Consider the following 22,898-nt stretch of genomic DNA (forward strand, 5'->3'; position numbering starts at 1 on the left):
GGCTAGAAGTCATCCGACAGGCGGCGCACGTCGCGCGTGGTACGGGAGGATTGGTAGACAGCGCTTACCGTGGGCAGCAGCTGGCTGATCACGCGATTCCAGCGGCCCAGCGACGTTGTCGTCACATACACGATGTCCAACGGCTCCAGCTCGAACTCGGCCCCCAGCATCAGCGCTGCGGAATTGCGCGCATCCAGTTGATACACGGTCGCGAGCTTGTCGCTCTCCGGTGGTGCACGGCGGATCACGAAGATGCCGCTGGCGTCCGCCCGGTTCTCGTTAAACCCTCTGGCCTGGCTGAGCGCATCCATCAGCGTGAGCTGACCGCGGCCCAGGGGCAGCCGCTGCGGCTCCCCGACCTCGCCCATCACGTAGACCTGCTGGCCAGCGGTATCCGGGACGTGCAGCACATCGCCATCGCGCAGGAGCCGGTTCTGCGACATGTCGCCATAGCGCAGCATGTCGTAGAGCGAGATCACGATCTCTTCGCCTTCCCGCGTCAGGATCACCTCGTGCCAGTTGGCATCGTCGGAAAGCCCACCCGAGTGATGGATCGCATCCAGCACGGTCAGCGGGACATTGGTCACCGGCTGCACGCCGGGCTCGCGTACAGAGCCCGTCACCTGGACCTTCTGCGAATTGAAGGCCGCCACGCGTACCTCGACCTGGGGCTCGTTCACGAAGGTCGCGAGATCGCGCGCAATCCGGTCGCGCACCTGCGACACCGTGTACCCCTCGACTTCCACGCGCCCGATATAGGGGTAAAAGATCGTGCCGTCCGGGTGCACGGTATTCCCCGACTCCACGGCCGATCGCTCGCTCCCGGCGGGGATGGTCAACTCGGGGTGTTCGTACACGATGACAGCCAGCACGTCGCCGCGACCGATGCGGTAATCGTATTCAGCGACGTCCTGCGCCATCTCGTCGCTTACACGGCGAAGGTCCGGCGGGACCGAGCGCGTCTCCTGGGCCCGGATCAGACCAAAGGTTATGGGCTCGATATCGACCAGGTCCTCGACCGGGGCACTGGAGGTGCGTTCGGCAATGTGCCCGCCAGGGGCCCAGGCACACCCACCCAATATCACCAGCAGGCTCAGCAACAGGACCCAGCGTACGGGGGGGATCACGTTCATGGATCTTCCTCTTTTGCGCATGGCCGCAGCGCCCTGGCGCCCACGGCTGCGTCGTCACCTTGCGATTCATCCTGGCGAGCCCCACCGGGTCCGCCTCAAGCGGGCCGACCATGTCACGAATAGGTCGGATCGTCGTCGAACTGGCGCAAAATATCGGCAGCCAACCCCTTGCAGGCAATGCCGCGATCCGAAACTTACGGGGCGAGTCACAGCTTCGACGGATCGACCTCACGTTTCCCGGAACCGGCGTTGCGGGGCCATTCCGGCCGATGCTTGAATCCATCGCGTTCACCCCATGAACGAGTGACCCGGACCCTCGTCACAACGCCCCTGGGCAAGCGAAACGTCCGGACACGTCAGTCCCATCCATCTGACAAGGAAGAGGCGACATGAAAGTCTTGATCACCGGTGCGGCAGGATTTATCGGCTCCCATCTGGCCCTGCGCCTGCTGGAGCGTGGCGACACCGTGATCGGTGTCGACGACATGAACGACTACTACGACCCGAGCCTGAAGCGGGCCCGACTGGACCGCATCCGCGCCTTGCCGGCGTCCCGCCAGCGCTTCGTGTTTGAACACGAAGACATCGCCGACCGCGAGGCGATGGAGCGGGTGTTCCGCGAGCATCGCCCGGAGCGGGTGGTCAACCTGGCGGCTCAGGCCGGGGTGCGCTACTCGCTGGAGAACCCGGCGGCCTATGTCGACACCAACCTGGTCGGTTTCGGCAACATCCTGGAGGGCTGCCGGCACAACGGCGTGGAGCACCTGGTCTACGCCAGTTCCAGCTCCGTCTACGGCGCCAACACCACGATGCCGTTCTCGGTGCACGATAACGTCGACCACCCGCTGAGCCTCTACGCCGCGAGCAAGAAGGCCAACGAGCTGATGGCGCATACCTATGCGCATCTGTACCAGCTCCCGGTGACGGGCCTGCGCTTCTTTACCGTCTACGGCCCCTGGGGCCGGCCGGACATGGCGCTGTTCCTGTTCACCCGGAAGATCCTGGCGGGCGAGCCGATCGACGTCTTCAACTACGGCCACCACCGCCGCGACTTCACCTACATCGACGACATCGTCGAGGGCGTGATCCGTACGCTGGATCGTCCGGCTCAGCCCAACCTCGACTGGACCGGCGCCGAGCCCGACTCGGCGACCAGTGCAGCCCCCTATCGGCTGTACAACATCGGGGCCCATCGTCCGGTGGAGTTGATGCACTACATCGAGGTGCTGGAAGACTGCCTGGGCTGCAAGGCGGAGAAGAATCTCCTGCCGCTACAGCCGGGCGATGTGCCGGACACCTACGCCGACGTCGAGGCGCTGCGCGCAGACACCGGCTACGAACCGACCACATCGGTCGAGGAGGGCGTCGCCCGCTTCGTCGAGTGGTATCTGGGGTATTACCGGGCAGCCGCCTGATGGGGGTCTACCGCAAAACGCTGCAGTTGCTCACCCCGGCGGAGAAGCGCCGGGGTGCGCTCGTGCTGGGGCTGATGATGATCATGGCGGTACTGGAGACCGCCGGGGTCGCATCGATCATGCCGTTCCTGTCCGTGCTGGGTAACCCGGAACTGGTCAACACCAACCCGGTACTGAACCAGCTCTACACGGGGCTCGGCTTCAACTCGGTGGATCAGTTCATCTTTGCCCTGGGTGCGGCGGCCTTCGCGCTGATCCTGTTCTCGGCGGTATTTCGCACACTCACGCACTACGCGATGAACCGCTTCATCGAGATGCGCCGTCACAGCCTCGGCAAGCGCCTGCTGGAGACCTACCTGCGCCAGCCGTATGCGTTCTTCCTGAACCGTCATAGCGGCGACATGGCGAAGAGCATCCTGTCCGAGGTCGACCAGTTGGTGCTGAATGTCTTCCGTCCCGGGATCACGATGATCGCCTACCTGGTCGTAACCATCGCCATCGTGGCACTGCTGATCTTTGTCGATCCGTGGCTCGCGCTGGGGGTCGCGGTCGTAATTGGCGGGGTATATGGCACGATCTTCTTGTTCGTGCGCGGCCTGCTCGGGCGCATCGGCCGTGATCGCTCGCTCGCCAACAAGGAACGCTTCACGGCCGCCGGCGAGGCCCTCGGCGGCATCAAGGACATCAAGCTGCTGGGTCGCGAGCATGCGTACCTGTCGCGCTTCGATGCCCCCTCCAAGCGCCAGGCCCGGCACCAGGCGACCAACCAGACCATCTCTCAGGTACCCAAATTCCTGATCGAGGCGATCGGCTTCGGCGGCATCATCGGGCTCACCCTGATCCTGCTGCATACCCAGGGCGGCACCGGTACGGATGCGCTGGGCGAGATCCTGCCGATCCTCGGGCTGTACGCCTTTGCCGGCTACCGCCTGCTGCCCGCCGCGCAGCACATCTACGCGGGCCTTGCGAAGCTTCGCTTCGGCGCCGCCGCCGTGGAGAGCGTGACCGAGGACCTGCGCGAACGCGAGGCCCTGGCGGAGCTGCATCGCCAGGCCCCCCAGCCGCTGGTCCCGCAGAAGACCATCGCTCTCGAGGGCATCGAGTTCACCTATCCAGGCAGCCACCGCCCCGCGCTGCAGTCCATCAACCTGGAGATCCCGGTCGGCACATCGGTCGGGATCATCGGCACCACCGGCTCCGGCAAGACCACGCTGGTCGACGTCCTGCTGGGCCTGTTGCGCCCGACCGAGGGCGCCATCCTGGTGGATGGCCAGCCGGTCACGGATGCCAACCTGCGCGCCTGGCAGCAGTCCCTGGGCTACGTCCCCCAGGACATCTTCCTGACCGACTCGACCGTGGCCGAAAACATCGCGCTGGGGATTCCCGCCGCGCAGATCGACCACGATCGCGTCGAGCGCTGCGCGCGCATGGCACAGGTGCATGACTTCATCGTTCAGGACATGCCGGAGCAGTACGCCACGATGGTAGGCGAGCGTGGCGTGCGCCTGTCCGGGGGCCAGCGCCAGCGCATCGGGATCGCCCGCGCCCTCTACCACGACCCCGACGTCCTGGTGTTCGACGAGGCCACCAGTGCCCTGGACACCGCAACCGAACGCGCCGTGATGGAGGCGATCGAGTCCCTGTCACGCAGCAAGACCATCATCCTGATCGCGCACCGCCTGAGTACCGTGCGCGCCTGCGATCAGGTCGCCCACCTGGAACGGGGATCGTTCGCCTCCGTTGGCCGCTTCGACGAGCTGGTCACTCACACCGAGGCAGATAACCCCCAGGTCCAGTCCGTCCCCGGCCCTGCGGCCTCCGGCACCCATGGCTGAACCCGCCGTGTCGACACCACACGAGGAGTTGCCCGTGACGCACGTTCAATCCCAGCCGCTGCAGATCAAGAACAGCGGCCGCATCGCCCGCACCATTGCGCGCGCGGTCCATCTGCGCCACCTGCAAAAGTCGCGCAAGATCGCCATCCAGTGGCGCGAGAAGCTGATCCGCGCCCACGGCGAGTCTGCGGTCACGCGCCCGGTCCTGCAGCGGATCAAGCGCTATGCGACCGACACCTACGGGAGCGAGTCCTGGTGGCCATGGCTGGCCGCCTACACCGAGGTGCGGCGCGAGTTCGTCGAGGGGTGGATCGGCGACGATTACTACACCGAACACCTGAACCCGCTCTGGAACCGGCAGGACATCCGCCGCCTGAGCGGACTCAAGACCATGGATTCGCGCCTGTTCCCGGACAGCGTCGTGCCCCCGGTCTTCGTGCGCGTGGGTGGCCAGTACCTGGATGCCCAGGGGACGCCAGAGCCGCTGGAAACCGCCCTCTCCCGGCTCGAGGCCGGCAAGACCTATGTGATCAAGCCCGACGAGGGACGCCAGGGCCTCGGCGTGACCTTCACGACTACCGAGCAGGTGGCCGAAGAACTCGGCAAGGTCCCCGGAAACTGTATCGTGCAGCCCCTGATCGAGCAGCATCCCGATATCGCGCGGATCAACGCCAGCTCGGTCAATACGCTGCGGGTTCTGACCTTCCTCGATCCGGAATCCGGGGAACTGCGCATCCTGAACCATTTCCTCCGCCTGGGCCGCGAGGGGCAGCGCACCGACAACGTCTCCACCGGTGGCTACTTCGTCGGTGTCGATGGTGAGGGCTGGCTGGACGGCCACCTGCGCGACCCGGTCTGCGTCAGCATCGGCTCGGTCCACCCCGACAGCGGCGTGGACGTAAAGGACTGCCGGATCCCCAACTTCGGCGCGGTACGCGAGCTGTGCCTGAATGCCCATCGCCGCATCCCCTATCTGCGCTTCATTGGCTGGGACGTCTGCATTCAGGCCAGCGGCGAGCCCGTAATCCTCGAGTGGAATGCGGAGCAGGTGGCCTGGTCGCGCAACGAGTCCTGCTTCGGACCCTTGCTGCCCTCGGTCCCGCGCGGCTATCCGCGCTGATCCGCCACTGCCATCAGGAGAACGACATGAACACGATCAAACTGCTGTGGACCGGTGGCTGGGACTCCAGCTACCGCCTGCTGGACTTGGCGCTTTATCGCAACCGCAAGGTACAGCCGATCTACGTGCTGGACCCGCGCCGGAAATCCTATGTGTACGAGTTGCGGGCCATGGCCAACATCCGTGCGGGCATCGAGGCGCGGGCGGAGGCCCGCGGGCGCGTGGCGCCGGTTCGTGTCTATCTGCGCAGCGACATCCTCGAGGACCCGAACATCACCGAGCTCTACCAGCGCCTGGCGAGCGAGGTGCATGTGGGTACCCAGTACGACTGGCTCGCCCGCCTGTGCGAACAGGAAGGCCTGCGCGACCTGGAACTGTCGCTCACCGGCCACGAGGCCGGCACCGAGTTGCAGGAACGTCTGTTCCGCAACCCGCAGTACGGCGATTTTCGCTTCCGCGAGGACGACTTCGCCTGGGAGCTGTTCCAGTACTACCGCTTCCCGTTGCTGTCGGTGACGAAGGAGGCGATGAAGTACGACGCCGAGGCCAAGGGCTTCCTGCCGCTGCTGGAGCAGTCGTGGTTCTGCCACTCGCCGATCCTCGGCCAGCCCTGCGGTCACTGTCAGCCCTGCCGCTTCTCGCGCGAGTCGCGGCGCACGATCCAGTATTCGCGTCTGGGTCCGTTCCTGGAGCTGGCCCGCCGGGCGCGGTCCAGCCTGCGCTCGACGCGCACCGCCAGCGCCTGAGGCACAACCGTCATGTCCCTGGCCTTTGGTGCCCTCCTCCCCTGGCTCTCCGGCCCACGCGAATATGCCGCGCTGCGCCGGGCGGAGCGGCTGCCCCTGCCCGCCCTGCAGCGCCTGCAGGCCGAGCGGCTCGCGCGCCTACTGGTACAGGCACGCGACGACGTGCCGTACTACCGGGAAATCCTGCCAGATGCGGACACCATCGCCGCCGATCCGCTGGCCACCCTGCTGTCGCTGCCCATCCTCGACAAGGACACCATCCGTCGCGAGGGCGAGCGCCTGTGCGCACAGCGGCCCCGACCCGGGCTGCGGCGCAACACCTCGGGGGGATCCACCGGCGAGCCGGCCACGTTCTACCAGGACACCGCCTATCGCCGCTGGGGCCGCGCCACCAAGGCCCTGTTCGACGGCTGGACCGGCTACCGCCCGGGGCAGCCCAAGGCCGTGCTGTGGGCGGCTTCACGCGACCTGACGGCACCCCGGGGCACCCGCCGCCTCGCCGAACGCCTGAAGAATCGCACCCTGCTGAACGCCTACCGCATGGACCCGGAGACGATGGATGCGCACCTCGAGCAGTTGCGCGCCGCGCCGCCCAGCCAGTTGCAGATCTACGCGGAGAGTGGCCACGAACTCGCCCGGCATGCCCTGCGCCGGGGAGTCCGTGTGCCGGGTATCGGCAGTGTGCTGAGTTCGGCCGGCACCCTCTTTCCCGACATGCGCGAGACCATCGAGAAGGCCTTCGATGCCCCCGTGTTCAACCGCTACGGCTCGCGCGAGGTGGGTGACATCGCCTGCGAATGCGAGCGCCACCGCGGGCTGCACGTCAACCCGCTGACCCAGTACCTGGAGATCCTCGACGACGACGGCCGTCCGACGCCACCCGGCATCCCCGGACGGGTCGTGGTCACCTCGCTGACGAACTACAGCATGCCCCTGCTGCGCTATGCGATCGGCGACCTGGCCAGCTGGTCCGGCGAGGCCTGCGACTGCGGGCGGGAATGGCCGCTGCTGGAGGGGGTATGGGGACGCGTGACCGACCATATCCGCGGCACCAGCGGTGCCGTGGTATTCGGCGGGTGGCTGCGCCAGTTGCTGTACCCGGAAGACTGGATCGGACAGTACCAGTGGGTCCAGCACGCGGAAGATCATATCCGCCTGCGCCTGATCCCCATCGATCGTGCCCCGCAGGGCGAGCGAGAACAGCGTCTGCAGGCGCGCCTGGAGCCCGAGATCCGCGAACAACTCGGCGCGGGCACACGCCTGGATATCGATCGCGTGGACGCGATCCCGCCGTCGCCCAGCGGCAAGCACCTGCATGTGATCAGCGAGTTGCAGGAGAACCGACGGTGAAGATCCTGCACGTGATCAACGGGCTCGGCCAGGGCGGCGCGGAGCGCCAGCTGGGCAACCTGCTGCGCGCGGCACCGGACGCCGGTGCCGTGTTCGCGCTCAAGGAACCCGGGGTGATGGCCGGCGACATCCGGGCGCAGGGTATCCCGGTCTATACCGGGCGACTGCGCAACCCGCTCTCCACGGGATGGATCGCCGCCCTGCGCCGCGCGCTGGCCGCCTATCAACCCGATGGCGTGATGGGCTGGATGTACCACGGCAACCTGGCGGCCTCGCTGACCCAACGCCTCGGGCATCAGGGCCCGGTGTTCTGGAACGTGCGCCACTCGTTGCATGACCTGGCGCACGAGAAACGCGGGACCCGCTGGGTGATCCGCACCGGCGCCTGGCTGTCGCGGTATCCGGCCCGCATCGTCTACAACAGCGCCACCGCCGCCGCGCAGCACGAGGCGCTGGGATTCTCCGCGGATCGTCGCGTGGTCCTGCCCAACGGCTTTGACCTGGCGCGTTTCCATCCGGCGCCGGACGCCGCCCCCGGGCTGCGCACCCAACTGGGTATCGGGGCGGATACCTGGCTGCTGGGCATGGTCGGGCGCGCCCACGCAATGAAGAACCATGCCGGACTGGTGGCCGCCCTGGCGCACCTGGTCCGGGGTGGAGCCGACGTGCACTGTGTAATGGTGGGCACCGGGGTGTCCGCAGATGACAACCCGCTGGCCCAGGCCATCCGCGAACACGGGATGGACCGGCATGTCACGCTGCTGCCGCCCACCCCCGAACCCGAGGCCCTCTACCCGGGCCTGGACCTGCTGGTGCTGCCCTCGCGCTGGGGCGAGGGCTTCCCCAATGTCGTGGGCGAGGCCATGGCCTGCGGCAGACCGGCCGTGGTCACGGATATCGGCGATGCCGCCCGCGTGGTCGGGTCCACCGGCTTTGTCGCCGCCAGCCCCGAGCCGCAGGATCTGGCGGACGCCATTGCCCGGGCCATCGGCCAGGGCCGTGAGCGCCTGCACGCGCTGGGTGGCGAGGCCCGTGCACGCATGGAATCGCATTACGCCCTCGAGGCCGTGGCCGCGCGCTACCAGACCGTGTTCCGGGATGCGATGGCCGATACCGCGCCCGTCTCGCCATGAGCTATACATCGATCCCGTTTACGACGATGGAGCTGCTGCTGTCGGCCAGCTTCCTGATGGTGGTGCTGGTCGCCGTGCTGTGGACCGGGGCCAGACGCGAGGGCTATCTGTGGCCCCTGCTGGCGGCCCTGCTGGCCCGCATCGGGGCGGCGCTGGTACAGCGCTTCCTGTTTCCCCTGCCTCAGGGTGGCGCCGATGCGATCAGCTTCGAGCGCCGGGCCTGGTTCTGGGCCCAGAACGGCTGCGGCAATCTCGGCGACCACTTCAGCATGGGCAGCTCGTACCTGCACAGCTGGCTGATCGCGAACGTCTACGCATGTGCCGACCGCGCCCCCCTGGCCTTCCAGGCCGTGAACATCGCCCTGGGCATGCTGACGGTCTATCTGATTGCGCGCATCGCCGAGCAGCTCTGGGATCGCCAGGCCGCCGTGCGTGCAGCCTGGATCGCCGCATTGTTCCCGATCCTGATCGTGAACGCGGCCGTGCCACTGCGCGAGGTCTGGTTCACCGCCTTCTTCCTGCTGGGCGTGCTCTGGCTGGTGCGCTGGGTTCAGAGTCAGCGCACCGGTTTCCTGGTGGCCGCCGTCGGGGTCCTGCTGGGTGCGGCGGTCGTGCATGGCGCGGCGGTGTTTGCGATCGCGGGCATCGCGGTCGTGCTGGTCGGCTGGTCGATCAAGGAATTCCTGCGCGGCTCGGATCTGGGCCACCTGCGCCCCGGCCTGCTGCTCGGCGGCATGCTGCTCGGCACAGCCGGGGTCCTCGGATTCGTGGTGATGGACGAGATGCGCTTCTCGTCGATCGGGCAGCTGGGCGACGTGATGGAACAGACCGAGACGCTGGACCAGCGGGCCGAGCGCAGCGCCCGCGGCGGGGCGGCCTACCCGTCCTTTTTGATCCCGTCCAATGACCTACAGGCACTGCTCCTGACCCCGGTCCGGGTGGGCTATTTGCTGTTCGGCCCTCCGCTGTGGGAGGTGCGCTCGCCCGTCCATCTGATCGGCATGGCAGAGGGTCTGTTCTATCTGGCGCTGGTCCTGCTGCTGGCGGTGTATCGCCGGCACTGGTGGCATCGCTCGGACTTCCGCGTGCTGGTCGTGGTGTTCATCGTGCTGGCCATCATCTTCGCCTGGGGCACCAGCAACTTCGGGACCGCTGCCCGCCATCGCGCCAAGTTCCTCGGGATCCTGATCGCCCTGGCGGCGGGCCTGGCCGGGCGCCGCCTGTGGCGCTGGGAACGACTGCGACGCCTTGGCGCCAGTCGCTCGTCAGGCCCGAACAGCACCACGGACCCACCGGAGACTTCCGGCGCGGAGTTGCCGCAACCGCGGCGTGCCGCGCCCTGATCGGCCGCGCGCGACGCGCGCGCACCTGCCCCGTTCCCGGGGCCATTACCAACATTCACACAGGAGATTGGAAGATGGCGGAATTTGCGGCACCGGACGCCCCGCGTCTGGCCATAATTGGTCTGGGTTATGTCGGCCTGCCTCTGGCAGCCGAGTTCGGACGGGTCCTGCCCACGCTGGGCTTCGATATCGATACGGGCCGCGTCGAGGAACTGCGCGGGGGACACGACCGCACACGCGAGGTCTCCCGCGAGGAACTCGCCGACGCCGAGCACCTGGAACTGACCGCCGATCTGGAGCGACTGCAGGACTGCAACGTGTTCATCGTGACGGTCCCCACACCGATCGATGCCCACCGGCGCCCGGACCTGGGCCCGCTGCTGGCGGCCAGCCGCACGGTGGGTCGTGCCCTGAAGCCAGGGGACGTGGTGATCTACGAGTCCACCGTCTACCCCGGCGCGACCGAGGAAGACTGCGCCCCGGTGCTGGCCCGCGAATCCGGCCTGGAACTGAACCAGGATTTCTTCCTCGGCTACAGCCCGGAGCGGGTCAACCCCGGCGACAAGGAACATCGCATCCCCGATATCGTCAAGGTCACCTCGGGCTCGACCCCCGAGGTCGCGACCTTCGTCAACGCGCTGTACGCCCGCATCATCCGTGCCGGCACCCATCCGGCCCCCAGCATTCGCGTGGCCGAGGCGGCCAAGGTGATCGAGAACACCCAGCGCGACGTGAATATCGCGCTGATCAACGAACTCGCGATGCTGTTCGAACGACTCGACCTCGATACCGAGGCCGTGCTGGCCGCAGCCGGGACCAAGTGGAACTTCCTGCCGTTTCGACCCGGCCTGGTGGGCGGGCACTGCATCGGCGTCGACCCGTACTACCTGACGCACAAGGCACAGGCCGCCAACTACCACCCGGAGATGATCCTTGCCGGACGCCGCACCAACGACGGCATGGGCGGCTACATCGCGGACCGCACGATCAAGGCGATGATCCGCAAGGGATTCCCGGTCGTGGGATCGCGCGTCCTGGTGATGGGACTGGCGTTCAAGGAGAATTGCCCGGATCTGCGCAATACGCGCGTCGTGGACATCATCCATGACCTGCACGGCTACAACGCCGAAGTCGATGTCTGGGACCCCTGGGTGGATACCGCCGAGGCCCGTCACGAGTATGGCCTGGACCTGCTGAGCGAGTCGCCGAAGCAGGGCGAGTACGACGCCATCATCCTTGCGGTCCCGCACCACGAGTTCGTCGAACTCGGGGCCCAGGGCCTGCAGAAGTTCGGGCGCGAGCGCGCGGTCATCTTCGACGTGAAATCCGTCCTCCCACCCGAGGCGAGTGACCTGCGTCTATAAACCGGCCATCCCCCTTGAGCCGGTCTGCCTTTTCGGGGTGTCTCGCACACTTTGAGCACCCCGAAACATAGCGATAAATCATTGTCCTGTTTACCTTTTGTACCCATGCACAAGGACTTCCGAGAGACCTCTCCAGCGTAGGCGGAGACCACCCGGCACCTCTTGGGAACAGGAGCAACAGACATGCAGAACACCGAGCACCGCAGGGTGGCCACCACCCTGCGCGAGGATGCCACCAGCACGGCACAGGCCGACCGGGAAAGCGAGTCGCGGGAACACAGCGGGATCGATCTCCTGATCGTGGCGGCCAATGCCCGATCGCTGATCGCCAACCGCGGGGACCTGATCCGCGAGATCCGCCGCCGCGGCCAAACGGTGGCCGCCGCCGTCCCGCGCAAGGACTACCTGCCCGAGGTCGAGGAGCTGGGCATCCCGATCTACCCGTTCGACCTGGGCCGTACCGGTGTCAACCCGATTGAAGACCTGCGCACGACCTTCGCCCTGACCCAGCTGATGCGGCGCCTGCGACCGGAGGCCGTGTTCAGCTATACCGTGAAGCCCGTGGTGTACGGTTCTCTGGCCGCCCGCTGGGCCGGGGTCCCGCGGGTCTACGCGATGATTACCGGTCTCGGGCATGCCTTTACCACCGAGTCCTGGCGCACGCGCATCCTGCGCACGATCAGTTCCGGCCTGTATCGCCAGGCGCTGGCCCGCTGCGATCGAGTGTTCTTCCAGAACCCGGATGACCTCCAGGATTTTCTCGATCGGGGTGTGCTGCCGGATACCGAGCGAGTCGTTCGCATTAACGGATCCGGGGTGGACGTGGACCGCTTCGCCCAGCATCCCCTTCCCGAAGGCGACCCGCTGTTCCTGTTTGTCGGCCGTCTGCTCACCGAGAAAGGCATCCTCGAGTTCGTGGAGGCCGCGCGCCAGGTTCACGCGCAACACCCCAATGCCCGCTTCGTGGTGGTCGGCCCCCATAACCCGGACCTGCCGCACACGATCTCGGCGGAGCAGGTCGAGGCCTGGAAGCGCGAGGGCATTGTCGAGTTCGTCGGTGGTGTGGCCGATGTTCGACCCTGGCTTCAGAAGGCCTCCGTGTTCGTCCTGCCCTCCTACCGCGAAGGCACCCCGCGTTCGGTGCTGGAGGCGATGAGCGTGGGCCGCCCGATTATCACCACAGATGCCCCGGGCTGCCGCGAGACCGTCGTCGACGGCGAGAACGGCCTCCTCGTCCCGCCCCGGACCTCCGCGCCCCTGGCGGACGCCATGCAGCGGCTCCTCGACCATCCGGAACTGTTGCCCCGCATGGCCCGGGCCTCGCGCGAGCGGGTCGAGGCGAAGTACGAGGTGGGGCAGGTCAACCGCGTCATTCTTCGAACGATGGAGCTCGCATGAACGCCACCCTCAAACGCCTGTTCGACATCCTGTCCAGCATGGCGGCGCTGCTCGTGCTGGCCCCGTTGCTGCTGCTGATCGCCATTGCGATTCGCCTCGACAGCCCCGGGTCGATCCTCTTCCGCCAGCGACGCATTGGCTTCAACGGCCAGCCGTTCCGGGTACTGAAGTTCCGCACCATGGTGGATCGCGACCCGGACGCGATCGACCAGCACCAGGAACAGGTGGTCAGCACCGGGGTCGACCCGCGCATTACCCGCGTGGGTCGCTGGCTGCGTGCGACCAGTCTCGACGAGCTGCCGCAGCTGTGGAACATCCTTCGCGGCGACATGAGCGTGGTCGGTCCCCGCCCGATCCTGCCGGAACAGGTAGAGGTCGTGCCCCCCTCCTACGCCTCCCGGTTTTCGGTGCGTCCCGGCCTGACCGGACTGGCCCAGGTCCGTGGTCGCCGCACGCTGGGCTGGATCCAGCAGCTCGAGGCCGACACCGAATATGCCGCGCAGCACAACCTGCTGTACGACCTGGGGCTGATTCTGAAGACGGTTTACGTCGTCCTGACCGGCCAGGGGGTCTACGGCGAGGCCGGGATCAACTGGCGTACCTATCGCGATTCGTTGCGTAACCGACAGCAAGGGGACATGGAATGACTTCGACCCTGAAACACATGTTCATCACGCCCTCCGCCGATGTGGCCCGGCAGGCCGAGGCAGCGGGGATCGCACGGATCTTTGTCGACATGGAGACCCGCGGGAAGGCCGAACGCCAGGGCCATCTGGACACCCACAAGGCGCGTCACACGCTCGACGATGTCCGCCGCATCTCCAACGTGCTCACGAGCGCAGAGCTGATGGTGCGCATCAATCCGCCGGCTCCGCAAACGCCCTCCGAGGTCCGTCAGGCGATCGACGCCGGCGCCGACCGGCTGATGCTGCCGATGTTCACCCGCATCGACGAGGTGCAGCATTTTCTCGACGCCGTCGGCGGACAGGTGCCGGTGACCCTGCTGGTCGAGACCCCGCAGGCCCTGATCCGACTGCCGTCCTACCTGCCCCTGCTCGGGCCAAAGGACCAGATTCATATCGGCCTGAATGATCTCAGCCTGGCGTCCGGGCTCGATTTCCTGTTCGAACCGCTGGCCGGCGGCATGCTGGAGGCGCCGGCCGCCCTGTGCCGCGAGGCGGGCGTCGCGTTCGGGTTCGGGGGCGTCGGCGCGGTGGGCAAGGGCGAGGTCCCGGCCGAGTCCATCCTGGGCGAACATGTCCGCCTTGGGTCCGAATGGGTGATCCTTTCGCGCGCCTTCCGCGAGGTCGTCAGTCAGGAAGACCCGGCCACCGGGACGGCGCGCCTGCGCGGCGAGCTGGAGCGGCTGCAGGCCGCGGAACAGCAGTTTCGCGCAGCCCCCCCGGAAGCACTGCTGGAGAACCGCGACGAGGTCCGCAGCCGCATCTTCCGGCTGGCGGCCCGCATGCACAACCGGAGCCGTGCATGCGCCTGAGCCACACCCTGTTCCTGCAGAAACCGGAGGTCCTGGAAAAGCAGCAGGATACGATCGAGGCCCACCTGCAGCAGGCGTTGCCCGGCACCACGCTGACCTTCGCCGGTCAGCCCGAGGCCATCCCCGAGGGGCTTGAGGTCGATGCGGTGATCGCCCCCACCCTGCCCTGGCTGCCCGATGCCCTGGGCCGCCTGTCGCGCTATGGCTGGGTGCACTTTCTGTCCGCCGGGGTCGAGAAGATCTGGGACATGCCATTCCCCAAGGATGGCCTGCTGATGACCAAGAGCGGTGGCGTCCACGGCGCCCCGATGAGCGAGTATGCGATCGGGGCCATGCTCTATTTCGCCAAGCACTTCGACCGCTTCAACGCGCAAAGCCGCGAGAAGCGCTGGGAACGCTGCTGGCTCGGGGAGCTGACCGGGCGCACCGCCATGGTGCTCGGCATGGGGCATATCGGCACCCAGGTGGCGCGCCGGGCCCGGGCGTTCGACATGCGCGTGATCGGTGTCCAGCGCAACCCGCGCCCCCATGAATGCGCCGACGAGGTCATTGCCCTGGATAGCGTGGAGGACCGCCTGCCGGAGGTGGACGACCTGATCGTATGCCTGCCGCTTACCCGGGACACCCGGCACCGGATCGGCGAAGCCCAGTTCCAGCGGCTCCAGCCGGGCGCCGTGCTGGTGGACATCTCCCGCGGCGGCGTTGTGGATCAGCAGGCGCTGATCCGGGCGCTGGATGCCGGACGCCTGCGCGGCGCGGCGGTGGATGTCTTCGAGCAGCAGCCCCTGCCCGCCCAGTCGCCGCTGTGGGACCGGGAGAACGTCCTCGTCACGCCCCATGTCTCGGGCACCTCTCCACACTATATGGAACGTGCGCTGGAGATCTTCATCCGCAATGCCCGCGCGATGGCGCAGGGCGAGCCCCCGGTGACCCCGGTCGACCCGATCGCCGGTTACTAGGTCGGCGAGCACCAGGTCGGCGCTTCCTGGCTCGACGCTTACCAGCCAAGCGCTGGAGTCCCACCTCTCCTTCCCCCACAATGCGCGGCATCCGGCCTGGGGCGGCAGTGATCCGATTGCCTGCCCGGGGCCGCCAGCCGGGACCCATGGGGGATGCCTTACGTGATCGAGACCATCGGATTGCTGACCGCCTTCGTGCTGGTGGTGGTGATCACGGGCTGGATTCGCCGCTACGCCCTGGCGCGGCAACTGGTCGACATCCCCGGCGCACGCAGCTCTCATCAGACCCCCACACCACGCGGTGCCGGCCTGGCACTGGTACTGGTCTTTCTGCTCGGAACCCTGCTCTCCGCCGGGATCGGCTGGGCCGACCTGCCGACCGCCGCCGCCCTGATCGGGGCGGCCGGCGCCGTCGCCTGGGTCGGCTGGCTGGACGACCACGGTCACCTGGCCGCACGCTGGCGACTGCTGGTGCATTTTCTCGCGGCCGCCTGGGGCCTGGCCTGGCTGGGCGGGCTGCCACCCGTGGCGATTGTCGGCGTCCAGATCGATGCCGGATGGATCGGCCATGTACTCGCGCTTTTCTACGTCGTCTGGCTGCTGAACCTCTACAACTTCATGGACGGCATCGACGGTCTGGCCGGCATTCAGGCGGTCACGGCCTGTCTGGCCATGGCCGGCCTGCTCATTGGGTGGGGGGATGCGCACGCCTGGTGGTTGCCGGCACTGCTGGCCGCGGCAAGCACGGGATTCCTCGTCTGGAATTTTCCGCGGGCGCGGATTTTCATGGGTGATGTCGGGAGTGGCACGCTCGGATTGCTGCTGGGTCTTCTGTCGATGCAGGCAGCGGGGCTGGACACGAACTTCCTGGCCGCCTGGCTGATCCTGCTGGGCGTGTTCATTGTCGACGCGACCACAACGCTGGCGGTCCGCCTGTTTCGGGGGATGCGGGTCTACGAGGCCCATCGCAGCCATGCCTACCAGCATGCCGCCCACCGGTTCGGGTCGCATATCCCGGTGGCCCTGGGTGTCGCCGCGATCAACCTGCTCTGGTTACTCCCCATTGCAGTCCTGGTCGTTGCCAACCATTTACCGGGTGCCGCCGGTGTCGTGATCGGCTACCTGCCCCTGCTCCTGCTGGCCATCGCCCTGCGCGCCGGACGCGACTGATCCGGGTTTCGCCGAGGAAACCCGGATCATCCGACACCCCTCCAGAGGGCTTCGTTGGTCCTAGCGTGGAACCGAATCGGCCACCCGTGCATAGGCGACTGCCGCCGGACGCACGGTCGGGGCAGGAGCCGGACGGGGCCGACCGACCGGTGCGGGGGCACTGTGGGTGGCCTCTTCGTCGCGGCCCGGCTCGTACCCATCGACGACCTCGCGCAGCACCTCGAACGCGGCCTGGGCATTGCGCTCGCGGTCGGCCTTCTCCAGCGTGCGCAGGGCCCGGGCGAGAACCGCCGGCTCCGCACAGGTTTCGCGTGCACGCATGATCTTGCTGTGCGGGGTCTCTTCCACGTTATCCCCGATCAGCAATTCCTCGTAGAGCTTCTCGCCGGGACGCAGGCCGGTACAGGTGATGGCGATGCCTTCCCCTTCGGCCTCGTCCTCCCGGACCTGATGACCGTGCAGACGGATCATGCGCCGGGCCAGGTCGATGATGCGCACCGGTTCGCCCATGTCGAGCACATAGACCTCGCCCCCCTGCGCCATCGCCCCGGCCTGAATCACCAGCTCGGCGGCCTCCGGGATCGACATGAAGTAGCGGGTGATCTCCGGGTGGGTCACCGTGACCGGCCCGCCTTCGCGAATCTGGCGATGGAACAGGGGTACAACGGACCCGGAAGAACCCAGGACGTTGCCGAACCGCACCATGCTGAACACCGTTGCGTTCTGACGGCGCGCGCGGTCCTGCAGCACCATCTCCGCCAGGCGCTTGCTCGCGCCCATCACGTTCGTGGGGCGCACGGCCTTGTCCGTGCTCACCAGGATAAAGCGCTCGACACCGGCCGCGATCGCCGCGTCGGCCACCACGGCGGTGCCCAGGCTGTTGTTGCGAAGGCCTTCCAGCAGATTGCCCTCGACCAGCGGCACATGCTTGTAGGCCGCCGCGTGGTAGAGCGTCTGCACGCCATACTGGTGCAGGACCTCTTCGACGCGCGCCTGGTTGGCGACCGAGCCCAGCACCGCGTGCACCTCGACGCCCGACTGCATAGACGAACGACGCTGCATGATCTCCTGTTCGATCCGGTAGAGCGCGAACTCGTTACGCTCGAACAGCACCAAGGCGGCCGGCTCCAGACTGAGGATGCGGCGGCAAAGCTCGGAACCGATAGACCCCCCGGCCCCGGTGACCATCACCACGCGCCCGCGGATGCTCCGCGCCAGCAGGGCCTCGTTGGGCGGCACTGGATCGCGGCCCAGCAGGTCGGCAACATCCAGGTCCTCCAGCTGATCCAGCGGGGCACGGCCCGAGACGACCGCCTCCAGCGAGGGCACCGACTGCACATGCAGCGGATAGGGCTCCAGCCATTCGAGGATGCGCCGGCGGTCGGCCCGACTCGCCGACGGCACCGCCAGCAATACCCGGCGCACGCCACACTGCTCCACCAGGGTGCCCAGGGCCTCGCGGCCACAGACCGGGATGTCGTCAATCGAACGCCCCTGGACCGCCGGATCCTCGTCGATGAAGGCCATCACCCGGAAGCGGCCGCTGGACTGCAGGCCGGAGGCCAGCTGAACCCCTGCCTCGCCGGCGCCAAAGATGACCACGCGCTCGCTGCCGGTACGCGCATCGGACACAGCCTGGTACCAACTGCGCACCACAAATCGTCCCGCCGCTACCAGGGCAAAGGCCAGCAGGGCGAAGTTCACCGCGACCGCCCCGAAGAAACCGGGCGTCTGTGTCAGTTCGGCCGAGGCCCAGATCATCAGCGCCAGCGCCGAGACCCCGACGATCACCGCACGCACCGCGCGCGCCCCCATGAAACGCACGACGGTTCGATAAAGGCCAAGGCGCGCAAACACCAGTGCGCCGACCGTCGGGACCAGGGCAAACAGCCACCAGGCCTCTACCATCATGGGCGGCAACGGCTGCCCCGTGCGAATCACAAAGGCCAGCCACAGCGCCAGCGGCAGCATCACGATGTCCGCCAGCACCATCAATCCCTGTTTTTTGCCGCGCGGCAGTCGCAGCAAGTTCTCCAGACTACGATCCAGTACCGCCATGATTAGGGCCTCCAATGTGTCAGCAACCGGGCACGGTGTGCTTGCCGAACCTGTCGGCTTGCCTTGCACCGCAAACGTGTGGGGAGGCTAGCACCTGAATGGCAGACTAATTGGGGGGGAAATCACGCTGTCAGACGAACGACTGAGGGCACCATCACGCTGTCGGTAGATCGCTGCGAGATCAGGAGTAAAAGGTTGACCGAATACCGCTCGATACACCCGACATTCGAGCACAGGTCAGCACCGCCAGGCACAGCCAGACCGAACAGGCGAGGCCACTCGAAGGAAGCAAAATGCGGATCAGACGCGGAAGATCAGGCTTGGAGATGGTGGGCCGTGTAGGAATCGAACCTACAACCAATGGATTAAGAGTCCACTGCTCTACCAATTGAGCTAACGGCCCCCAAGAAAAAGGGGATGGGGTGACCGATGGGACTCGAACCCACGACAACCGGAGTCACAATCCGGGACTCTACCAACTGAGCTACGGTCACCACCGTGTCACTGTCCAGGCAACTGCCACAGGGCGGCTCTGGCGCGCCCGGCAGGACTCGAACCTGCAACCGTCGGCTTAGAAGGCCGATGCTCTATCCGGTTGAGCTACGAGCGCGTTACCGCCGAACGTCGAGGTGCCACGCCTGATCTCGAGCCTGCCTGCAAACCATTGGCCGGGAGGGGTGGTCGGGGTAGAGGGATTCGAACCCCCGACATCCTGCTCCCAAAGCAGGCGCGCTACCAGACTGCGCTATACCCCGTCGAGCCGTCCCCGCAAAAGGGCCTACACAGCGAGCGCAGGATGGTAGCGCTACCACCGCCAGCGGTCAAGGTACAAGGGGTTAGAAACGTTGTTCTTTCATGCACGTTTCCGTGGTACGTTGCAGGTACGCAAATCGGGATTGCGTGCGGGGGACAGGGAGATGCTCAACTGGATCGCCAACGGGGCCATCGTGCTGGGTGCAGCGGGCCTGATCTATGCCCAGTGGAATCTGGCCCGCCTGCTGCGCGAGCTGCCGGAGAGCCGCGTGCGCACCGGCTGGCTGCTGATGTTCCTCCTGATCCCGATTTTCACCTTGGGATATCTCGGCTTCATCCCGCTGAACTGGGGCCTGTACCACTCGATCCCCGATCTTCTGGTGCCGATCATCTTCCTGCTGGGCGGCTGTTTCGTCTGCACCGTTGTACGCCTGACCTACAGCTCGGTGGAGAGCATCCGCCGCATCACCCGGCTGGAACACGAGTCAATCACCGATCCGCTGACCGGCCTGTTCAACCGTCGCCACATGAATCGCCGCCTGGACGAGGAGGCCGCCCGTGCACGCCGCTATGGGCAGGCGCTGTCGGTGGTCATGCTGGACATCGACCAGTTCAAGGGGATCAACGATCGCCTGGGACACCTGGCGGGTGACTATATCCTCGAATCGATCGCCCAGCGCCTGCGGCAGAATCTGCGCCGCGTGGACCTGGCGGCGCGTTTTGGTGGCGAGGAGTTCGTGGTCATCACCCCGCATACCGACCAGGATGCCGCCATGCAGCTGGCCGAAAAACTGCGCACCGAAATCGCCCAGACGCCCATTATCCTCAAGGGTCACGAGCACGTACCGCCCTGCGCGCCGGATGAACTCTACGTGACGGTATCGGTCGGCGTCGCCAGCCTCGACATCGAGCCCGACTCGCGCGACAACGCGGATTTCCTGATCCAGCGGGCGGATGACGCCCTCTATCGCGCCAAGGCCGGCGGCCGCAATCGCTGCGAGGCCGGACCCAGTCGCGCCAGCCTGGTCGCGGCGATCTGACACGCCCACGAGCATACTGGCTTGAGGCGCTCCCGCGCGCGTGGGATGATCGCGGCCAGTTTCCGAGACAGAGCCTCCCATGACCGCCCAGCTCATCGACGGCCGCGCGATTGCCCAGACCCATCGCGCCCGCATCGCCACCGAGATCGAATCCATGACCGCCCGCGACCTGCGTCCACCGGGTCTGGCGGTGGTGCTGGTCGGGTCCGACCCCGCCTCCCAGGTCTACGTGCGCAACAAACGCAAGGCCTGCGAACAGGTGGGGGTGGTCTCGCACTCATACGACCTGCCCTCGGGCACGCCGCAGACGGACCTGCTGGCCCTGATCGACCAGCTCAATGCCGACCGCACCATCGACGGCATCCTGGTGCAGCTCCCCCTGCCCAGCCATATCGATCCGGAGACGGTGATCGAGCGCATCTCGCCCGCCAAGGACGTTGACGGGTTCCACCCCTACAACGTCGGCCGGCTCGTCGCCCGCATTCCGCGCCTGCGCCCCTGTACCCCCTGGGGCGTGATCCAGCTGCTGCGCCACCTGGACGAACCGTTCAAGGGCCGCACCGCCTGCGTGATCGGCGCCTCCAACATCGTGGGCCGCCCGATGGCCCTGGAACTCCTGCTGGCCGGGGCCACCCCGACCATCTGCCACCGCTTTACGCCGGATACCGCGGGTATCGCGCGCCAGTCCGACATCCTGATCGCGGCGGCCGGCAAGCCGGGCCTGGTCAAGGGCGACTGGGTCAAACCCGGCGCCACGGTGATCGACATCGGCATCAACCGCCGCGAAGACGGCACCCTGTGCGGTGATGTGGAGTTCGATGCGGCTGCGGAAAAGGCTGACTGGATTACGCCGGTCCCCGGCGGGGTCGGCCCGATGACCGTGGCGATGCTGCTGGACAACACCCTGCGCGCCCGCGCCTTCGGCACCCACGAGGCGAGCTAGGCAACCGCCAGATGGACGAGCGTTACTGCACGTAGCGCGAGACCCGGGGCACCGCGTCCAGCAGGTGCCGGGTGTAGTCGGCACGCGGATTGGCCAGCACCTCGGCCGTGTTGCCGATCTCCTCCATGCGGCCGTCGTGCATCACCAGCATGCGGTCGGAGAAATACTCGACCACGCCCATGTCGTGAGTGATGAAGATCAGCGCCAGGCGGCGCTCGACCCGCAGTCGGCCGAGGATCTGCAGGACCTCCGCCTGCACCGAGACATCCAGCGCGCTGGTCACCTCGTCGCAGATGATCACGTCCGGGTCCAGCACCAGGGCCCGGGCGATGCCGATGCGCTGACGCTGGCCGCCCGAGAACTCGTGCGGATAGCGCCACAGCGTATCCGGCGGCAGCGCGACCTGGTCCAGGGTCGCCCGGGCGCGTTCGATGCGATCTTCCTGATCCTCGCCGATCCCGTGGACGGCCATCGGTTCGGTCAGCAGGGTCATCACGTTCAGGCGCGGGTTCAGCGACGAGGCCGGGTCCTGGAATACCACCTGCAGGTGACGACGCAGACGCCGCAAAGGCTTGCGCGGCATCCCGGTCAGCGGCTGGTCGCGATAGCGGATCTCGCCGCCGGTGGGTTCGATCAGGCGCAGTATCGCGCGGCCCAGCGTCGTCTTGCCACAGCCGGACTCCCCCACGACCGCCAGCACCTCACCGTTTTCGAGTTGGAACGACACACCGTCCACTGCACGCACGACATCCACCTGGCGACGCATCAAGCCCTTCAGCACCGGGAAGTGGACCTGCAGGTCGCGCACGTCCAGCAGCGTCTCGCGCCCGGCTCCCGGCACGGAGGGCAAGGCCGGCAGGTTCTCCGGCAGGGCCCCGATCAGCTTGCGTGTGTAGGCATCCTGTGGATCGCGTAACAAGGGATGACACTCGCCCTGCTCCACCAGCCGGCCCTTGTGCATCACCGCCACGCGATCCGCCACCGAGGCGACCACCCCAAAATCATGCGTGATCAGCAGCACGGCCATCCCGTTCTTTTCGCGCAGCTGATCAATCAGCTTCAGGATCTCGGCCTGGATGGTCACATCCAGCGCGGTGGTCGGCTCGTCGGCAATCAGCAGATCCGGCTCCGCCACCAGCGCCATCGCGATCATCACGCGCTGACGTTGCCCCCCGGAAAGCTTGTGCGGATAGTCGTGACGCCGCTGTTCCGGGTTCGGCAGCTGGACCTCGCGCAGCACCTCGAGCACCCGCACCTCGCGCTCGGCCGGGGTCATCTGCGGGCGATGCAGGCGCAGGACCTCGTCGATCTGGTCGCCCACAGTCAGCACCGGGTTCAGCGAGGTCATCGGTTCCTGGAAGATCATGCCCACTCGATCCCCGCGCACCTGCTGCATCACGCGGTCCGGCAGGCCCAGCAGTTCCTGCCGGGTCCCGTGCTCGGCCAGCCAGACCTCACCCGTGGAGGGCTCGAAGCCCCCGTCCAGCAGCCGCATGATCGCCAGCGCCGTGATCGACTTGCCGGACCCGGACTCGCCCACCAGCGCGAACAGCTCGCCTGCGCGGATCGAGAAGCTGATGTCCTCGACCAGCGGCGCCTCGCTGTCGCGATGGCGAATGCGGAGGTTGCGCACCTCGAGCATG

18 protein-coding genes and 4 tRNA genes are annotated in these 22,898 nt (G+C 66.9%); 15 read left to right on the forward strand and 7 right to left on the reverse strand.

What is annotated here, in order from left to right:
• Positions 1 to 2 precede the first annotated feature (2 nt).
• Positions 3 to 1,133 carry a polysaccharide export protein gene (locus G015_RS0105700; protein ID WP_019024819.1) on the reverse strand — a complete coding sequence of 377 codons (1,131 nt, stop codon included), beginning with the start codon at positions 1,131 to 1,133 and terminating at the stop codon, positions 3 to 5.
• Positions 1,134 to 1,522: 389 nt separating this feature from the next.
• Between G015_RS0105700 and G015_RS0105705 the strand changes: the two genes are divergently transcribed.
• The 13 genes from G015_RS0105705 (at position 1,523) to G015_RS0105765 (ending at position 16,461) form a co-directional block, all read left to right on the forward strand.
• Entirely contained in the window at positions 1,523 to 2,548 is a 1,026-nt protein-coding gene (locus G015_RS0105705) for an NAD-dependent epimerase (protein WP_020146287.1), read from the forward strand.
• Positions 2,548 to 4,383 carry an ABC transporter ATP-binding protein gene (locus G015_RS0105710; protein ID WP_020146288.1) on the forward strand — a complete coding sequence of 612 codons (1,836 nt, stop codon included), beginning with the start codon at positions 2,548 to 2,550 and terminating at the stop codon, positions 4,381 to 4,383. Before G015_RS0105705 ends, G015_RS0105710 begins: the two co-directional genes overlap by 1 nt.
• 34 nt (positions 4,384 to 4,417) lie before the next feature.
• Complete coding sequence (locus tag G015_RS0105715) at positions 4,418 to 5,503, forward strand: sugar-transfer associated ATP-grasp domain-containing protein (RefSeq protein WP_012982029.1); 1,086 nt, start codon at positions 4,418 to 4,420, stop codon at positions 5,501 to 5,503.
• 26 nt (positions 5,504 to 5,529) lie between these two features.
• Complete coding sequence (locus tag G015_RS0105720) at positions 5,530 to 6,249, forward strand: hypothetical protein (RefSeq protein WP_018994653.1); 720 nt, start codon at positions 5,530 to 5,532, stop codon at positions 6,247 to 6,249.
• A 12-nt stretch (positions 6,250 to 6,261) separates the two neighbouring features.
• Positions 6,262 to 7,599, forward strand: coding sequence for a phenylacetate--CoA ligase family protein (locus G015_RS0105725; RefSeq protein WP_019023981.1), 1,338 nt, complete (start codon positions 6,262 to 6,264; stop codon positions 7,597 to 7,599).
• Positions 7,596 to 8,732 (forward strand): glycosyltransferase, encoded by a 1,137-nt coding sequence (locus G015_RS0105730; RefSeq protein ID WP_019023980.1) that lies wholly within the window; start codon positions 7,596 to 7,598, stop codon positions 8,730 to 8,732. Before G015_RS0105725 ends, G015_RS0105730 begins: the two co-directional genes overlap by 4 nt.
• Complete coding sequence (locus G015_RS0105735; protein ID WP_019023979.1) at positions 8,729 to 10,075, forward strand: glycosyltransferase family 39 protein; 1,347 nt, start codon at positions 8,729 to 8,731, stop codon at positions 10,073 to 10,075. Before G015_RS0105730 ends, G015_RS0105735 begins: the two co-directional genes overlap by 4 nt.
• Positions 10,076 to 10,149: 74 nt before the next feature.
• Positions 10,150 to 11,439: a Vi polysaccharide biosynthesis UDP-N-acetylglucosamine C-6 dehydrogenase TviB gene (gene tviB / locus G015_RS0105740; RefSeq protein ID WP_020146289.1), complete on the forward strand. Its 1,290-nt coding sequence runs from the start codon at positions 10,150 to 10,152 to the stop codon at positions 11,437 to 11,439.
• Between the two features lie 183 nt (positions 11,440 to 11,622).
• The gene (locus tag G015_RS0105745; protein ID WP_020146290.1) at positions 11,623 to 12,837 is read left to right on the forward strand and encodes a glycosyltransferase family 4 protein; all 1,215 of its coding nucleotides are present in this window, start codon (positions 11,623 to 11,625) and stop codon (positions 12,835 to 12,837) included.
• Positions 12,834 to 13,484: a sugar transferase gene (locus G015_RS0105750; RefSeq protein WP_019023977.1), complete on the forward strand. Its 651-nt coding sequence runs from the start codon at positions 12,834 to 12,836 to the stop codon at positions 13,482 to 13,484. The genes G015_RS0105745 and G015_RS0105750 overlap by 4 nt, the downstream gene beginning before the upstream one ends.
• On the forward strand, positions 13,481 to 14,332 hold the full coding sequence (locus tag G015_RS0105755; RefSeq protein WP_020146291.1) for an aldolase/citrate lyase family protein: 852 nt from the start codon (positions 13,481 to 13,483) through the stop codon (positions 14,330 to 14,332). Before G015_RS0105750 ends, G015_RS0105755 begins: the two co-directional genes overlap by 4 nt.
• Positions 14,323 to 15,291 carry a D-2-hydroxyacid dehydrogenase gene (locus G015_RS0105760; RefSeq protein WP_020146292.1) on the forward strand — a complete coding sequence of 323 codons (969 nt, stop codon included), beginning with the start codon at positions 14,323 to 14,325 and terminating at the stop codon, positions 15,289 to 15,291. The genes G015_RS0105755 and G015_RS0105760 overlap by 10 nt, the downstream gene beginning before the upstream one ends.
• Before the next feature lie 153 nt (positions 15,292 to 15,444).
• Positions 15,445 to 16,461, forward strand: coding sequence for a glycosyltransferase family 4 protein (locus tag G015_RS0105765; RefSeq protein ID WP_020146293.1), 1,017 nt, complete (start codon positions 15,445 to 15,447; stop codon positions 16,459 to 16,461).
• A 60-nt stretch (positions 16,462 to 16,521) separates the two neighbouring features.
• Here G015_RS0105765 and G015_RS0105770 read toward each other — a convergent pair whose 3' ends face one another.
• From G015_RS0105770 to G015_RS0105790, 5 genes are all read right to left on the reverse strand, one after another.
• Positions 16,522 to 18,519, reverse strand: a complete 1,998-nt coding sequence (locus G015_RS0105770; RefSeq protein ID WP_020146294.1) for a nucleoside-diphosphate sugar epimerase/dehydratase — start codon at positions 18,517 to 18,519, stop codon at positions 16,522 to 16,524.
• A 327-nt stretch (positions 18,520 to 18,846) separates the two neighbouring features.
• Positions 18,847 to 18,922: transfer RNA gene (locus tag G015_RS0105775), tRNA-Lys, on the reverse strand.
• A 15-nt stretch (positions 18,923 to 18,937) separates the two neighbouring features.
• A tRNA-His gene (locus G015_RS0105780) sits at positions 18,938 to 19,013 on the reverse strand.
• Between the two features lie 39 nt (positions 19,014 to 19,052).
• Positions 19,053 to 19,129 (reverse strand) — tRNA-Arg (locus G015_RS0105785).
• Between the two features lie 68 nt (positions 19,130 to 19,197).
• Positions 19,198 to 19,274, reverse strand: a tRNA-Pro gene (locus tag G015_RS0105790).
• A 162-nt stretch (positions 19,275 to 19,436) separates the two neighbouring features.
• Here G015_RS0105790 and G015_RS0105795 point away from each other — a divergent pair.
• Both G015_RS0105795 and folD read left to right on the forward strand, forming a co-directional pair.
• The gene (locus tag G015_RS0105795) at positions 19,437 to 20,312 is read left to right on the forward strand and encodes a GGDEF domain-containing protein (protein WP_019023972.1); all 876 of its coding nucleotides are present in this window, start codon (positions 19,437 to 19,439) and stop codon (positions 20,310 to 20,312) included.
• Between the two features lie 79 nt (positions 20,313 to 20,391).
• Complete coding sequence (gene folD / locus G015_RS0105800; protein WP_018860488.1) at positions 20,392 to 21,255, forward strand: bifunctional methylenetetrahydrofolate dehydrogenase/methenyltetrahydrofolate cyclohydrolase FolD; 864 nt, start codon at positions 20,392 to 20,394, stop codon at positions 21,253 to 21,255.
• 22 nt (positions 21,256 to 21,277) lie between these two features.
• Here folD and G015_RS0105805 read toward each other — a convergent pair whose 3' ends face one another.
• A complete protein-coding gene (locus G015_RS0105805; RefSeq protein WP_020146295.1) occupies positions 21,278 to 22,897 on the reverse strand; it encodes an ABC transporter ATP-binding protein in 1,620 nt (539 codons plus the stop codon).
• Between the last annotated feature and the right edge of the window lies 1 nt (position 22,898).

It is taken from the genome of Thioalkalivibrio sp. ALJ15, assembly GCF_000383695.1.
Classification (GTDB): domain Bacteria; phylum Pseudomonadota; class Gammaproteobacteria; order Ectothiorhodospirales; family Ectothiorhodospiraceae; genus Thioalkalivibrio.

Excerpts from the sequence above, each read along its gene's own strand:
- G015_RS0105705 (WP_020146287.1), top strand. The coding sequence starts at position 1,523 with ATGAAAGTCTTGATCACCGGTGCGGCAGGATTTATCGGCTCCCATCTG.
- G015_RS0105805 (WP_020146295.1), bottom strand. The coding sequence starts at position 22,897 with ATGCTCGAGGTGCGCAACCTCCGCATTCGCCATCGCGACAGCGAGGCG.
- G015_RS0105700 (WP_019024819.1), bottom strand. The coding sequence starts at position 1,133 with ATGAACGTGATCCCCCCCGTACGCTGGGTCCTGTTGCTGAGCCTGCTG.
- G015_RS0105725 (WP_019023981.1), top strand. The coding sequence starts at position 6,262 with ATGTCCCTGGCCTTTGGTGCCCTCCTCCCCTGGCTCTCCGGCCCACGC.
- G015_RS0105795 (WP_019023972.1), top strand. The coding sequence starts at position 19,437 with ATGCTCAACTGGATCGCCAACGGGGCCATCGTGCTGGGTGCAGCGGGC.
- G015_RS0105760 (WP_020146292.1), top strand. The coding sequence starts at position 14,323 with ATGCGCCTGAGCCACACCCTGTTCCTGCAGAAACCGGAGGTCCTGGAA.
- G015_RS0105735 (WP_019023979.1), top strand. The coding sequence starts at position 8,729 with ATGAGCTATACATCGATCCCGTTTACGACGATGGAGCTGCTGCTGTCG.
- G015_RS0105755 (WP_020146291.1), top strand. The coding sequence starts at position 13,481 with ATGACTTCGACCCTGAAACACATGTTCATCACGCCCTCCGCCGATGTG.
- G015_RS0105750 (WP_019023977.1), top strand. The coding sequence starts at position 12,834 with ATGAACGCCACCCTCAAACGCCTGTTCGACATCCTGTCCAGCATGGCG.
- G015_RS0105765 (WP_020146293.1), top strand. The coding sequence starts at position 15,445 with ATGCCTTACGTGATCGAGACCATCGGATTGCTGACCGCCTTCGTGCTG.
- folD (WP_018860488.1), top strand. The coding sequence starts at position 20,392 with ATGACCGCCCAGCTCATCGACGGCCGCGCGATTGCCCAGACCCATCGC.
- G015_RS0105745 (WP_020146290.1), top strand. The coding sequence starts at position 11,623 with ATGCAGAACACCGAGCACCGCAGGGTGGCCACCACCCTGCGCGAGGAT.
- G015_RS0105710 (WP_020146288.1), top strand. The coding sequence starts at position 2,548 with ATGGGGGTCTACCGCAAAACGCTGCAGTTGCTCACCCCGGCGGAGAAG.
- tviB (WP_020146289.1), top strand. The coding sequence starts at position 10,150 with ATGGCGGAATTTGCGGCACCGGACGCCCCGCGTCTGGCCATAATTGGT.
- G015_RS0105720 (WP_018994653.1), top strand. The coding sequence starts at position 5,530 with ATGAACACGATCAAACTGCTGTGGACCGGTGGCTGGGACTCCAGCTAC.
- G015_RS0105770 (WP_020146294.1), bottom strand. The coding sequence starts at position 18,519 with ATGGCGGTACTGGATCGTAGTCTGGAGAACTTGCTGCGACTGCCGCGC.